We start from the raw sequence: 13088 nt of genomic DNA on the forward strand, positions 1-13088 counted from the left end.
ACGCTTGCGCCGTTCCGGGCGGTTGTTCCACTTCGTGGCGGCCCGTGCCGCCGGCTACAGGATCCAGGCTCATGCATCCCATGCTCAATATCGCTGTCAAGGCTGCGCGCCGCGCCGGACAGATCATCAATCGCGCGTCGCTCGATCTCGACCTGATCGAGATCCGCAAGAAGCAGCAGAACGACTTCGTCACCGAAGTGGACAAGGCCGCCGAAGAGGCGATCATCGAGACGCTGAAGACCGCCTACCCCGACCACGCGATCCTCGCGGAAGAATCGGGCGAATCGGAGAACGAATCCGAATTCAAGTGGATCATCGATCCGCTCGACGGCACGACCAACTTCATCCACGGCTTCCCGTACTACTGCGTATCGATCGCGCTCGAACACAAGGGCGTCGTTACGCAGGCCGTCGTCTACGATCCGAACAAGAACGACCTGTTCACGGCAACGCGTGGCCGCGGCGCGTACCTGAACGACCGCCGCATCCGCGTCGGCCGCCGCGACCGCCTGTCGGATGCGCTGGTCGGCACCGGCTTCCCGTTCCGCGAAAAGGACGGCCTCGACGCATACGCGCGCCTCTTCACCGAAATGACGCAGGCCTGCACGGGCCTGCGCCGCCCGGGCGCGGCAGCACTCGATCTCGCGAACGTCGCGGCCGGCCGCCTCGACGCATTCTTCGAGCAAGGCATCAACGTGTGGGACATGGCGGCGGGCAGCCTGCTGATCACCGAAGCCGGCGGCCTCGTCGGCAACTACACGGGCGACGCCGATTTCCTGCATCGTCATGAGATCGTCGCCGCGAACCCGAAGATCTACGCGCAGATGATTCCGATCCTGAACCGCTACAGCCGCGTGCATCCGGCAGCGGAGTAATCGCCGCCCGCACCGCCGGTGCGGCGCGCTTCGACGGCCCGTGTCCGCTTCGTGCGGCACGGGCCGTTGGCAAAGGGGTGCCGCGTGCTTTGCAGGCCGCTACCGCCCTTTTCCCTGACGGCCGCATTTGTGCGTGGCATCGATATCGATGTGCTATGTTGACCAGCATGAACGACAAGGGCGGTTATGCCCGCCTGGCGTGGCTTTCGCACCGACCGCTCGCCGGCACCGTCATGATGGAGCGACTTTCGCATCCCGATGATTCGGCGGCGGAAAAATCTTCCCCGCACAAGGGGCGCTTCATGCTCGCGTCCTGAAGTTGCCCGCGTTGTCCGGCCTGGTCAGTGTGCAGCCCCTCGTACAGCTTGTTCCAGCGATGAATGGTTCGCGTCCGAGATGCCCGCGCGGCGAACAACGCCGCCACCAGCATGCCGGCCCCGCCTGTTTCAACACCGCCACGACACCGTGGCGACAGCATCCGAGTACCCATGTTACGGCTAAGCGAAGTTAAACTCCCCCTCGACCATCCCGAAAGCGCGCTCGAAGCCGCGATTCGCGCGCGTCTCGCGGACCTTGGCGTGCCGGCAGACGGGCTCCTCCGTTACACCGTGTTCCGCCGTGCGCACGATGCGCGCAAGCGCTCCGACATCAAGCTGACGTACATCGTCGATGTCGAAGTCCAGGACGAAGCGGCCGCGCTCAAGCGACTCGCCGGCACGCCGCATTGCAGCGTGACGCCCGACATGGCGTACCACTTTGTCGCGAAGGCCCCCGAGCACACTGCTTTCCTGCGCCCGGTCGTGATCGGCATGGGGCCGTGCGGCCTGTTTGCAGGACTGATCCTCGCGCAGATGGGCTTCCGTCCCATCATCCTCGAACGCGGCAAGGCCGTGCGCGAGCGCACCAAGGACACCTTCGGCCTGTGGCGCAAGAGCGTACTCAACCCCGAATCCAACGTGCAGTTCGGCGAAGGCGGGGCCGGCACGTTCTCCGACGGCAAGCTGTACAGCCAGATCAAGGATCCGAACCACTATGGCCGCAAGGTGCTGGACGAATTCGTCAAGGCGGGCGCGCCGGAAGACATCCTGTATCTGAGCCGGCCGCACATCGGCACGTTCCGCCTCGTCAGCATGGTGGAAAAAATGCGCGCGTCGATCCACGAACTGGGCGGTGAGGTACGCTTCGAAACCCGCGTCGACGATATCGAAATCGATCAGGGCAAGGTGCGCTCGCTCAAGCTCTCGAACGGGGAAACGCTCCGGTGCGACCACGTGGTGCTCGCGGTGGGCCACAGCGCGCGCGATACGTTCCAGATGCTGCACGATCGCGGCGTGTATATCGAAGCCAAGCCGTTTTCGCTAGGTTTTCGCATCGAACATCCGCAGGGGCTGATCGATCGCAGCCGCTTCGGCAAGTTTGCGGGCCACAAGCAACTCGGCGCGGCCGACTACAAGGTGGTCCACCACAGCAGCAATGGGCGCGCGGTCTACAGCTTCTGCATGTGCCCGGGCGGCACGGTGGTCGCGGCGACCTCCGAGCCGGGCCGCGTGGTCACCAACGGCATGAGCCAGTATTCCCGGGCCGAGCGCAACGCGAATGCGGGCATCGTCGTCGGCATCACGCCGGAAGACTATCCCGGCGGCCCACTGGCGGGTATTGCGTTCCAGCGCAAATGGGAAGAACGCGCCTTCGAACTCGGCGGCGGAGATTACTGCGCACCGGGCCAGCTGGTCGGGGATTTCATCGCAGGCCGGCCGTCAACGTCGCTGGGCTCCGTGGAGCCGTCGTACAAGCCTGGCGTGCGGCCGACCGATCTCAGCACCGCGCTCCCGGACTACGTGATCGAAGCAATCCGTGAAGCACTCCCCGAGATCGATAAAAAGATCGCGGGCTTCGCGATGCACGATGCCGTGCTCACCGGCGTGGAGACGCGCACTTCGTCACCGATCCGGGTGCGACGCAAGGACGACTACCAGAGCATGAACGTCGAAGGCCTGTATCCGGCCGGCGAAGGCGCGGGATATGCGGGTGGCATCTATTCGGCAGCCATCGACGGCATCGAAGTCGCGCAAGCGGTGGCACTCAGCATGACGTCGGCACACGCGTCCTGAGGCGCGGGACAGGATCGGCTCGCGAAGGTCCGGGAGCCGAGCGAAGCCGACTGTCGATTGTCCGCCTGAGAACGGAATCGAATCACCGTATAGGGCCGCCAGCCGCCGGACGCAATGTCCGACAGCTGGCCAAACGGCGAACTTCGCACTTGCAGGTCGGGGCCACTGGTAAACTCGGGCAACCAAAGCAACAACTTCATGCCTGACCTATGACCACGCTGTCGCCCGAAGCCTTCGCCGGCCATACTCCAATGATGCAGCAGTACCTGCGCATCAAGGCCGATCATCCCGACACGCTTGTCTTCTACCGGATGGGCGACTTCTACGAGCTGTTCTTCGAAGACGCGGAAAAGGCCTCGCGCCTGCTCGACCTGACCCTCACGCAGCGCGGCGCATCGGCCGGCACACCGATCAAGATGGCTGGCGTGCCGCATCACGCGGTCGAGCAATATCTCGCGAAGCTCGTGAAGATGGGCGAATCGGTCGCGATCTGCGAGCAGATCGGCGATCCGGCCACATCGAAGGGCCCGGTCGAGCGCAAGGTCGTGCGTGTCGTCACACCCGGCACGCTGACCGATGCCGCGCTGCTGTCCGACAAGAACGACGTCTACCTGCTCGCGATGTGCACGGGCCACAACAAGCGTGGCGTCGCGGTCAACATCGGCCTCGCGTGGCTGAACCTCGCAAGCGGCGCGCTGCGGCTCACCGAAATCGAACCCGAGCAGCTCGGCGCCGCGCTCGAGCGCATCCGGCCGGCCGAAATCCTGACGGCGGACGGCGCGACCGACGCCGTGCCGGCTGGCACGGGGGCAACCAAGCGCGTGCCGGCGTGGCACTTCGACATCGCGTCGGGCACGCAGCGCCTGTGCGACCAGCTCGATGTCGCGAGCCTCGACGGTTTCGGCGCGCATTCGCTGACGAGCGCGTGCGGTGCGGCCGGCGCGCTGCTGCTCTATGCAGCGGCCACGCAAGGCCAGCAACTGCGGCACGTGCGCAGCCTGAAGGTCGAGAACGAAACCGAATACATCGGGCTCGATCCGGCGACACGCCGCAACCTCGAACTGACCGAGACGCTGCGCGGCACCGAATCGCCGACGCTGTATTCGCTGCTCGACACCTGCTGCACGACGATGGGCAGCCGCCTGCTGCGCCACTGGCTGCATCACCCGCCGCGTGCGTCGGTCGCCGCGCAGTCGCGCCAGCAGGCAATCGGCGCGCTGCTCGATGCGCCCGCGAACGCGAGCCTCGATGCGCTGCGCAGTGCACTGCGCCAGATCGCCGACGTCGAACGGATCACCGGGCGTCTCGCGCTGCTGTCCGCACGCCCGCGCGACCTCTCGAGCCTGCGCGACACGTTCGCCGCGTTGCCCGCGCTGCGCGAGCGCATCAGCGCGATCGTCGCGAATGCGGACGCGCTCACCCGCGTCGACGCGGCGCTCGCGCCGCCCGCCGAATGCCTCGACCTGCTGACGAGCGCGATTGCGCCCGAGCCGGCCGCGATGGTGCGCGACGGCGGCGTGATCGCACGCGGCTACGACGCCGAGCTCGACGAACTGCGCGACATCTCGGAGAACTGCGGGCAGTTCCTGATCGATCTCGAAGCGCGCGAGCGTGCGCGCACCGGCATTGCCAACCTGCGCGTCGAATACAACAAGGTGCACGGCTTCTACATCGAGGTCACGCGCGGTCAGACCGACAAGGTGCCCGACGATTACCGCCGTCGCCAGACGCTGAAGAACGCCGAGCGCTACATCACGCCCGAACTGAAGACCTTCGAGGACAAGGCGTTGTCCGCGCAGGAGCGCGCGCTGTCGCGCGAACGCGCACTGTACGACGCGGTGCTGCAGGCGTTGCTGCCGTTCATCCCCGAGTGCCAGCGCGTCGCGTCGGCGCTCGCCGAGCTCGACCTGCTCGCCGCATTCGCCGAGCGGGCCCGTGCGCTCGACTGGGTCGCGCCGACCTTCACCGACGAGATCGGCATCGACATCGAACAGGGCCGCCACCCGGTCGTCGAAGCGCAGGTCGAACAGTTCATCGCGAACGACTGCCGGTTCGGCACCGAGCGCAAGCTGCTGCTGATCACCGGCCCGAACATGGGCGGTAAATCGACGTTCATGCGGCAGACCGCGCTGATCGCGCTGATGGCGTACGTCGGCAGCTACGTGCCGGCCAGGTCGGCATGTTTCGGCCCGATCGACCGGATCTTCACGCGCATTGGTGCGGCCGACGATCTCGCGGGCGGCCGCTCGACGTTCATGGTCGAGATGACCGAGGCCGCGGCGATCCTCAACGACGCGACGCCGCAAAGCCTCGTGCTGATGGACGAGATCGGCCGCGGCACGTCGACGTTCGACGGCCTCGCGCTTGCGTGGGCCATCGCGCGCCACCTGCTTGCGCACAACACCTGCTACACGCTGTTCGCAACGCACTACTTCGAGCTGACGCAACTGCCGGCCGAATTCCCGCAAGCGGCCAACGTCCACCTGTCGGCCGTCGAGCACGGCCACGGCATCGTGTTCCTGCACGCGGTCAACGAAGGCCCGGCGAACCAGAGTTACGGTCTGCAGGTCGCGCAGCTCGCGGGCGTTCCGGCGCCCGTGATCCGCGCCGCGCGCAAGCACCTCGCCTATCTCGAACAGCAGTCGGCCACGCAGCACACGCCGCAGCTCGACCTGTTCAGTGCGCAGCCGGCGATCGCCGACGATCTCGAATGCGCGGACGCACCGGCGCGGCCCGACACGCCGCATCCGGCGCTCGAAAAACTGCGTGACATCGACCCCGACGATCTCAAGCCGCGCGAGGCACTCGACCTGCTGTACGAACTGCGCACGCTGGTCCGGTCGCACGATGCCGACGGGCTCGCGTAAGCGCATCCCGCAGGGCCTGACGGCCCGCGCCGCCGCTGCGCTCGTCGCGGCGGTGCTCGCGCTCGCACAGGCCGGCGCGCTGGCTGCGCCGCCGAAGCGCACCACCGCGCCGTACTCGTTCGCGGTCGTGTCGGGCGTCATCAACGTACCTGCGGACGAACCGGCCGCGCAGCGGCTGCTCGATTCGATCGCGCGCGAGCGCAACCTCGCGTTCGTCGTCTATGCGGGCGATCTCAAGGGCTCGAAGGAAGCGTGCCGCGATGCGCTGTATTCGCAGCGCGGCGCGATCCTGGACGCGGCACGCGTGCCGCTCGTGTTCATTCCCGGCCACGACGACTGGATAACGTGCAATACGGCGGCCGGCGGCGGCTACGATCCGGTCGAGCGGCTCGACTTCCTGCGGCAGACGCTGCTCGCCGATTCGGCGCTACCCGACCCGGGCGCGCTGCAGATCACGCGGGAGAGCGAAGTCGCGCGGTTCCGGCCGTATCGCGAGAACGCACGCTGGATGCGCGACGACATCGTCTATGTCGCGCTCAACGCGCCGGCGCCGAACAACCATTTCCTGACGGCCGGCGGCCGCAACGGCGAATTCGAGGATCGCGTCATCGCGAACGGTTTCTGGATCGACCACGCGGCCGAATACGCGAAGCGGCGCGAGGCGCGTGCGATGGTGGTGGTTTTCGAAGGCGATCCGCAGTTCGAGCGCTACGAACGCGCGGAGCGCTTCGCATGGCTGCGTTTCAACCGGCCGCGCGTGCGTGACGGCTTCCGTGAACTGAAACGAACGCTGGTGAAGGCGGCGGCGACGTTCCGCGGCCCGATACTGGTGATGCACGCGAGCGGCGAACCGCTTGCGAACGGCTTTCTGATCGATCGTCCGCTACGTGCCGACGACGGTGAACTGGTCGGAAACGTGACGCGTGTCGCGATCGGACCGCGCCATCCGGCAAATCAGTGGGTGAAGGTGAGTGTGTCGCCGGCTAAGCAGACCATCTTCAACGTGAGCCTGCAGGAGGTGCCGAAGAACCTGCCGGTGCCGCCCGCGCTGCCGCTCGTGCCGCACGACGATGTCCCGCTGCCGCAGATGCCGGAAATCCCCGCGTTGCCGGCGCTGCCCGACTCGTCGTCGGTCGCGCCGCCACTGCAGGGCGACGGCGCCGCACCCGGCGGCGCGTCGTGGCCTGCGCCGCCCCCTGCATCGGGGCCGGCGCCCGGCCTGCCTGCAAGCTCAGTGCAGGGTGCGCCCTGACGGCGACTCTCCGTCTTCCTCTTCGTCCTCGTCGACGATTTCAAGCCCTTCCGCGCCATGCGCGTGCTCATGCTCGATTTCGTCTTCGGTGGCTTCGCGAACGTCCTGCACCGTGAGTGCGAAACGCAGCGCCATACCGGCCAGCGGGTGATTGCCGTCGAGCACGACCTTGTCGTCGGCGATGTCGGTGACCGTATAGATCAGCGAATCGACGTCCTCGTCACCGTCTTCCGGCGTGCCTTCGAACTGCATGCCCACTTCGATCGGCTCGGGAAAACGATCGCGCGGCTCGATCTTCACGAGTTCGGGATCGTAGTCGCCGAACGCGTCCTGCGGCTCGAGCTGCACTTGTGCCTGATAACCCGGTTCCTGGCCGTCGAGTTGTTCCTCGATCTTGGGGAACGTGCCATCATAGCCGCCGTGCAGATAGACCATCGGCTCGTCGCTTTCCTCGATCAGATTGCCCTGTGCATCCGACAGCTTGTAAGTGACCGACACGACGGTGTTTTTTGCGATTTTCATCCAATTCTCCCAAATACAAGTCTCATTATACGATGCGCAACCGGTCTCAAGCCGAACCGCGGGATGCCGCTGCCGCCCCGCTCGGCGCGCCGCCTTCCGATCTTCCCACACCGCTGCTCGGCGGTCTCACGCCGGCGCAGTTCATGCGCGACTACTGGCAGAAAAAACCGCTCCTGATCCGCCAGGCGATCCCCGGCGTTGCGTCGCCGGTCACGCGCGACGCGCTGTTCGAGCTGGCAGCGGACTATGACGCGGAATCGCGACTGATCACCCATTTTCGTAACAAGTGGCAACTAGCCCACGGTCCGTTCGAGCCGGACTCGTTGCCAGCCGTCACGCGCAAGGCCTGGACCCTGCTCGTGCAGGGGCTCGACCTGCATGTCGATGCGGCACGCGCGTTGCTCGACCGGTTCCGCTTCATCCCGGACGCGCGCCTGGACGACCTGATGATTTCGTATGCGACGGACGGCGGCGGCGTCGGCCCGCATTTCGATTCATATGACGTATTTCTGCTGCAGGTCGAAGGCCGGCGCCGCTGGCGTGTCGGTGCGCAGAAGGACCTGTCGCTGCAGCCGGACGTGCCGCTGAAGATCCTCGAAAACTTCGAGCCGAGCGACGAATGGGTGCTGGAGGCCGGCGACATGCTGTACCTGCCGCCGCACATCGCGCACGACGGCGTCGCCGAAGGCGAATGCATGACCTGCTCGATCGGCTTCCGGGCCCCTTCCGCAGGCGAACTGGGCGCCCAGTTCCTGTACTATCTCGCGGAGCGTGGCGGCCTGCGCGACGGGTGCGGCGACGACCTCTACCGCGATCCGAAGCAGCCGGCCGTCGACACGCCCGCGCAGTTGCCTCCGGCCATGGTCGAACGCGTCGCCGAGATCGTCGACGCCATCCGCTGGCGCAAACGTGACGTCGCCGAATTCCTCGGTTGTTACCTGAGCGAGCCCAAGCCGAACGTCGTATTCGACCCGCCGGCGCGCCCGCTGTCCGAGGCCGCGTTCGTCGCGCAAGCGTCGCGCCGTGGCGTGTGTCTCGACAGACGGGCCGCATTGATGTATAACGCGCGCTCGTACTTCATTAATGGCGAGGAAAGACCACTCGAGCATGCCGAGGAATGGCTGCCCGAACTGGCCAATCAACGCCAGATGGAGGCGAAACGGTTTGTAACACTATCCCGGGCTCCCTCGATGACAGCTTTATTGCACGAGTGGTATCGTGCGGGCTGGATACGGGTCGGGGACCGGAATTAGTGTGAGTCGCCCCGTATGCCCATACGGATCAAATTCTGTATGGGAAAGACAACGTATTGACCCCGCATTTGTCGACGGTCGATAGGAAAGTGCATATAATTTCCGCCCAAGCCGTAGGGAAGATTCACGCTCTAGAAGTGCATCTCCACCAGCGGCCCAGGTCGGTGTTGGAGCACATTACCGGTATTGTTTCGCGCTGTTGCTTACCTTTAACCATAAAAGGACGTGATCATGAAGAAATCCCTCCTCGTAGCTTCCCTGTTGGCTGCTGTTGCACTGGCTGCTTGCAACAAGAGCGCTGATCAAGCTGCTTCGTCGGCTGCAAGCGACGCGGCTGCTGCCGCTTCGACGGCTGCTTCGGCAGTTGCTGGTGCTGCGAGCGATGCTGCTGCTGCTGCTTCGTCGGCAACGGCTGCTGCGAGCGACGCTGCTGCTGCAGTGGCGTCGGCTGCTTCGGCAGCGACGGCTGCTCCGGCTTCGGGCGCAAGCCAGTAAGCCTCAGCATTCAGCTGAAAAAAAACCGGCCCGAGGGCCGGTTTTTTTACGTCTGCCGTTTGCGGATCGAGCGCCCGGCAGTCGTACCGGGCCGCCGCAGCGGCCCTGCCCCGCTCATCCGAGCGTCAGCCAGTCGAACCCCGCGTCCTGCGTGGCGACGATCACATCCTCCCCGCTCGTCCCCAGCACGCCGGCAAACGCCTGGCGGGCCAGTTCCGGCAGGTTGTTCTGCTGGCTCAGGTGCGCCGCCACCAGGTGCTTGAGGCGGCTGCGTTCGAGCGACGCGAGGATGTCGGCCGCCGCGTCATTGCTCAGGTGACCGTGGTTGCCGCCGATGCGCGCCTTCAGCGACTGCGGATAGCGGCTCGCGGCCAGCATCGCGGTGTCGTGGTTGGATTCGAGCACCAGCGCGTCACAGCCGCTCAGGACGGCCGTGATGTGCGGCGTGGCCATCCCGACGTCGGTCAGCACACCGAGCCGGCGGCAGCCGTCCATAAAGACGAACTGGAGCGGCTCTCGGGCGTCGTGAGGGACCGTATAGGGCATCACGGCCAGATCGCGTATCGCGGCCGTCTCGTCGCCCCACAGCACGTGGAGATCGACATCGGCCTCGTCCGCGCCTACCGCGCGTGCGGTGCCCCAGCTCATGTAGAGCGGCAACGACGCACGCCGGGCAAGCGTCAACGCGCTGCCGACATGGTCGCTGTGTTCATGGGTGATGAGGATCGCATCGAGATCGTCGATGCCGAGATTCAGTCGGCCGAGCCGGCGCTCGACCTCCTTGGCGGAAAAGCCGCAGTCGAGCAGCACGCGGGTGGTCGTCGTGCCGCTCGAGGCCTCGACGACCAGCGCGTTGCCTTCGCTGCCGCTTCCGAGGCTGGCGAATCGCACGCGCTCAGTTCAGCTGCGCGTGGAGCAGCGAAATGATCCGCTGCGCGTCCGACGAGTTGTCGACCTGGCCGTCAGCGCCGACCACCGCGACCTGCGTGCCGCCGCTGCCTTGCGCGCGCACGTTGACCATGAATTCCTTGCCCGGCTTCGCGGCCGACGGGCCGCCGTAGAACAGCTTGCCGAACAGGCCGTCACGCTTGAGCTCTTCCATCGAATTCGCATAGCGCACGGTGTACACGCCCTTCTCGCGGTCGCGATTGTCGACCGTGAAGTTGGTACGGTCGAGCGCCAGGCCCACGCGCAGCCATGCACGGTCGAACGATTCGGCCAGCTGCAGCGTCGCGGCACCGCTGCTGGTATCGCTGACCTGCGCCGGTGCCGTCGCGGGATGCGCATCGGTCAGCAGTTGCTTCGCCTGCGCGTCGGTCAGGCCGAACTTCTGCATCAGCTTCGACAGGAACACGGCTTCGAGCACCGGGTTGCGCGGACGCTCTTCCCAGCGCGACGACGTGCCGCCCTGCGGACCGACCATCATTTCTTCCATCGCGCTGTGCGTGATCGAGATGTCGGTGTTGCCGTCCGACGTGCGGTTCACGAGCGTGCGGAAGCGGTCGCGCGTGCCGGACGAGTACGCGAAATCGATGACCTTGCCGATCGTGCGGCGGAACCAGTCGTCGGGAATGTTCGCGCGGTTTTCAGCCCAGTCGGTGGCCATGATGCCCGTCGACGGCGCATCGGTCTTCAGCGAGAAGCCGTTCTCCTGCCAGAACTCCTTCAGGATCGGCCACAGCTGCTCGGGCGTCCGGCCATCGACGACGAGCCAGCGGCGATCGCCGTCACGTTCGATGTGCATGCCGAGCGGATCCTGCGCGCTCGGGATGCCGTCGGTCGCGTTGCCGGCCTGCGTCGTGACCCGCGGCGGCAGCGTGCCGAGCCCCGCGTTGGTCGGCGGCGCGACGAACTGCTGGGTCGTCGGCACCGGCTTCAGGTCGCTCGGCACCGCGAGCGGCGGCGCCGAACCGGTGTTCTTGTAGTTGACCCGGTCGGGGGCCAGATAGTCGTTCAGCGTATCGCAGCCAGCGAGCGCGCCCAGCGCCAGCGCCACCACCGACATCTGGATGGCGCGAGAGGAAAAGGCGAAACGTTTCATGAAATCCTTCGTCTTGCTAGAACGCTCGTCAGGAGCGGCGCCGGACGGAGCCGGCCGGTGCGGGTTGATCAGGGGTCGAGCCGGCGGCCGCAGGACGCGGCCGCCTCGGCATCAGGCGAGGACGCCGGCCTCGACAAGGGCCGAACGCACGGCATCGTGGCAGCGCTCGTCGAGCGCCGTGAGCGGCAACCGGATGCCGCCCTGCATCTTGCCCATCGCCTGCAGCGCCCACTTCACCGGGATCGGGTTCGCCTCGATGAACAGGTTCTTGTGCAGCGACAGCAGCTTCATGTGCAACTCGCGGGCCGTCTTCACGTCGCCGGCCAGCGCAGCGCGGCACAGCTCGCTCATCGCGCGCGGCGCGACGTTCGCCGTCACCGAGATGTTGCCGTGGCCGCCGAGCAGCATCAGCGCGATCGCGGTCGGATCGTCGCCGCTGTAGATCGCGAAATGCTTCGGCGCCGCCTTGATCAGCTGCGCGGCGCGATCGATGTTGCCGGTCGCTTCCTTCACGCCGATGATGCCCGGCACCTGCGCGAGGCGCAGCGTCGTCTCGTTCGCCATGTCGGCGACCGTGCGACCCGGCACGTTGTACAGGATCACTGGCAGATCGACCGCTTCGGCGATCGTCTTGAAGTGACGGTACATGCCTTCCTGCGTCGGCTTGTTGTAGTACGGCACGACCTGCAGCGTCGCGTCCGCACCGACAGCCTTCGCGTGTTTCGTCAGCTCGATCGCCTCGGCGGTCGAGTTGCCGCCCGCGCCCGCGATGATCGGGATGCGTTTCGCCGCATGCTCGACCGCCGTGCGGATCATCAGGATGTGCTCTTCGACGTTGAGCGTTGCCGACTCGCCGCTCGTACCGACCACGACCAGCGCATCGGTGCCTTCCGCGATGTGCCAGTCGATCAGTTTGCGAAACGCCGGCAGGTCGAGACTGCCGTCTTCGAGCATCGGGGTGACGATCGCGGGGATGCTGCCGCGGATTTGAATGCCGTCTTGGGTGCCGTTAGCCATGAAACGCGATTGAGATTATGTACCGGTAAACATTGAGATTGTAGCGGATTAGCCGGGCAGTTCGTAACGTGGAATTCCCGCCCCCGCCTTCGGGGTCGCGCCCTCGCGCACCGCGCAGAGACGCTGGACGAATGCCTCGCGCGGCGCGGCAACGAAACCGTCCTCGTACGCAACCACCCGCAGGCGGCCATGCACGGCGTCCAGCAGCTCGCCCGGGGCGAGCAGGAACGCGGGGTTGGACGGTTTCCCGACCGTTTCGTTTCCTTGCGCGAAGGTTTCGTAGATCAGCACGCCGCCCGGCGCCACTGCATCGAGCAGATGGGGCCAGAGCGGACGATGCAGATAATGGGTGATGATCACGGCCGAAAACCGCTCGCCGGCCGGCAACGGCCACGGCGCGCCTTCGAGGTCGGCGTCGCGGGCATCGACGCCCGGGATCGCCCGCAACGCAGCCAGCGCGGCCGGATCGCGATCGAGCGCGACGACAGGGTGCCCGTGCGACGCGAACCAGCGCGCATGGCGGCCGCCGCCCGCGGCAACGTCAAGCACCGCACCGCCCGCCGGAACGAGCCGCGACCATTGCGCGACCCAGCGCGACGGTTCGGCCTGGGCGACGTGGCCGCCCGCGGCGGCGATGACGGATGCGCTCATCGGG

The 13088-nt window shown here is 66.3% G+C and carries 13 protein-coding genes; 8 read left to right on the forward strand and 5 right to left on the reverse strand.

The features are described from left to right. The first annotated feature begins 71 nt into the window (after nucleotides 1–71). The 5 genes from H3H55_RS11470 to H3H55_RS11490 all read left to right on the forward strand — a co-directional run bounded on the left by H3H55_RS11470 (nucleotide 72) and on the right by H3H55_RS11490 (nucleotide 7105). Entirely contained in the window at nucleotides 72–875 is an 804-nt protein-coding gene (locus H3H55_RS11470) for an inositol monophosphatase family protein (RefSeq protein WP_048248720.1), read from the forward strand. Between the two features lie 155 nt (nucleotides 876–1030). Beyond that, a complete protein-coding gene (locus tag H3H55_RS11475; protein WP_193098669.1) occupies nucleotides 1031–1192 on the forward strand; it encodes a hypothetical protein in 162 nt (53 codons plus the stop codon). A gap of 171 nt (nucleotides 1193–1363) precedes the next feature. Next, nucleotides 1364–2986 (forward strand): NAD(P)/FAD-dependent oxidoreductase, encoded by a 1623-nt coding sequence (locus tag H3H55_RS11480; protein WP_193099482.1) that lies wholly within the window; start codon nucleotides 1364–1366, stop codon nucleotides 2984–2986. A gap of 209 nt (nucleotides 2987–3195) precedes the next feature. Continuing rightward, nucleotides 3196–5853: a DNA mismatch repair protein MutS gene (mutS, locus tag H3H55_RS11485; protein ID WP_193098670.1), complete on the forward strand. Its 2658-nt coding sequence runs from the start codon at nucleotides 3196–3198 to the stop codon at nucleotides 5851–5853. Further along, nucleotides 5834–7105: a hypothetical protein gene (locus H3H55_RS11490; protein WP_193098671.1), complete on the forward strand. Its 1272-nt coding sequence runs from the start codon at nucleotides 5834–5836 to the stop codon at nucleotides 7103–7105. The genes mutS and H3H55_RS11490 overlap by 20 nt, the downstream gene beginning before the upstream one ends. Here the strand turns inward: H3H55_RS11490 and H3H55_RS11495 are convergent. After that, nucleotides 7085–7627 (reverse strand): FKBP-type peptidyl-prolyl cis-trans isomerase, encoded by a 543-nt coding sequence (locus H3H55_RS11495; RefSeq protein WP_048248723.1) that lies wholly within the window; start codon nucleotides 7625–7627, stop codon nucleotides 7085–7087. The two genes, H3H55_RS11490 and H3H55_RS11495, sit on opposite strands and share 21 nt — an antisense overlap. A 32-nt stretch (nucleotides 7628–7659) precedes the next feature. Here H3H55_RS11495 and H3H55_RS11500 point away from each other — a divergent pair, with 32 nt between their 5' ends. Genes H3H55_RS11500 through H3H55_RS11505 form a run of 3 tightly spaced genes read left to right on the forward strand, consistent with a single transcriptional unit; the run spans nucleotide 7660 to nucleotide 9375 of the window. Continuing rightward, nucleotides 7660–8880, forward strand: a complete 1221-nt coding sequence (locus tag H3H55_RS11500; protein ID WP_193098672.1) for a cupin domain-containing protein — start codon at nucleotides 7660–7662, stop codon at nucleotides 8878–8880. Nucleotides 8881–8936: 56 nt separating this feature from the next. After that, nucleotides 8937–9182, forward strand: a complete 246-nt coding sequence (locus H3H55_RS37665) for a hypothetical protein (protein WP_075122947.1) — start codon at nucleotides 8937–8939, stop codon at nucleotides 9180–9182. Then, nucleotides 9112–9375: a hypothetical protein gene (locus H3H55_RS11505; protein WP_034195863.1), complete on the forward strand. Its 264-nt coding sequence runs from the start codon at nucleotides 9112–9114 to the stop codon at nucleotides 9373–9375. The genes H3H55_RS37665 and H3H55_RS11505 overlap by 71 nt, the downstream gene beginning before the upstream one ends. Before the next feature lie 114 nt (nucleotides 9376–9489). Here H3H55_RS11505 and H3H55_RS11510 read toward each other — a convergent pair whose 3' ends face one another. The 4 genes from H3H55_RS11510 to H3H55_RS11525 all read right to left on the reverse strand — a co-directional run bounded on the left by H3H55_RS11510 (nucleotide 9490) and on the right by H3H55_RS11525 (nucleotide 13084). Continuing rightward, nucleotides 9490–10266, reverse strand: coding sequence for an MBL fold metallo-hydrolase (locus tag H3H55_RS11510; RefSeq protein WP_048248725.1), 777 nt, complete (start codon nucleotides 10264–10266; stop codon nucleotides 9490–9492). A 4-nt stretch (nucleotides 10267–10270) separates the two neighbouring features. Next, nucleotides 10271–11416 (reverse strand): outer membrane protein assembly factor BamC, encoded by a 1146-nt coding sequence (gene bamC / locus H3H55_RS11515; protein ID WP_193098673.1) that lies wholly within the window; start codon nucleotides 11414–11416, stop codon nucleotides 10271–10273. 111 nt (nucleotides 11417–11527) lie between these two features. Then, nucleotides 11528–12433 carry a 4-hydroxy-tetrahydrodipicolinate synthase gene (gene dapA, locus H3H55_RS11520; RefSeq protein WP_048248727.1) on the reverse strand — a complete coding sequence of 302 codons (906 nt, stop codon included), beginning with the start codon at nucleotides 12431–12433 and terminating at the stop codon, nucleotides 11528–11530. Between the two features lie 48 nt (nucleotides 12434–12481). Beyond that, nucleotides 12482–13084 (reverse strand): class I SAM-dependent methyltransferase, encoded by a 603-nt coding sequence (locus tag H3H55_RS11525; protein ID WP_193098674.1) that lies wholly within the window; start codon nucleotides 13082–13084, stop codon nucleotides 12482–12484. Nucleotides 13085–13088 lie beyond the last annotated feature (4 nt).

Source organism: Burkholderia sp. Z1, from assembly GCF_014893795.1.
In the GTDB taxonomy this organism is placed as follows: Bacteria; Pseudomonadota; Gammaproteobacteria; order Burkholderiales; family Burkholderiaceae; genus Burkholderia; species Burkholderia theae.

Coding starts and splice junctions, on each gene's coding strand:
- H3H55_RS11470 (WP_048248720.1), top strand. CDS start 72: ATGCATCCCATGCTCAATATCGCTGTCAAGGCTGCGCGCCGCGCCGGA.
- H3H55_RS11475 (WP_193098669.1), top strand. CDS start 1,031: ATGTTGACCAGCATGAACGACAAGGGCGGTTATGCCCGCCTGGCGTGG.
- H3H55_RS11480 (WP_193099482.1), top strand. CDS start 1,364: ATGTTACGGCTAAGCGAAGTTAAACTCCCCCTCGACCATCCCGAAAGC.
- mutS (WP_193098670.1), top strand. CDS start 3,196: ATGACCACGCTGTCGCCCGAAGCCTTCGCCGGCCATACTCCAATGATG.
- H3H55_RS11490 (WP_193098671.1), top strand. CDS start 5,834: ATGCCGACGGGCTCGCGTAAGCGCATCCCGCAGGGCCTGACGGCCCGC.
- H3H55_RS11495 (WP_048248723.1), bottom strand. CDS start 7,627: ATGAAAATCGCAAAAAACACCGTCGTGTCGGTCACTTACAAGCTGTCG.
- H3H55_RS11500 (WP_193098672.1), top strand. CDS start 7,660: ATGCGCAACCGGTCTCAAGCCGAACCGCGGGATGCCGCTGCCGCCCCG.
- H3H55_RS11505 (WP_034195863.1), top strand. CDS start 9,112: ATGAAGAAATCCCTCCTCGTAGCTTCCCTGTTGGCTGCTGTTGCACTG.
- bamC (WP_193098673.1), bottom strand. CDS start 11,416: ATGAAACGTTTCGCCTTTTCCTCTCGCGCCATCCAGATGTCGGTGGTG.
- dapA (WP_048248727.1), bottom strand. CDS start 12,433: ATGGCTAACGGCACCCAAGACGGCATTCAAATCCGCGGCAGCATCCCC.
- H3H55_RS11525 (WP_193098674.1), bottom strand. CDS start 13,084: ATGAGCGCATCCGTCATCGCCGCCGCGGGCGGCCACGTCGCCCAGGCC.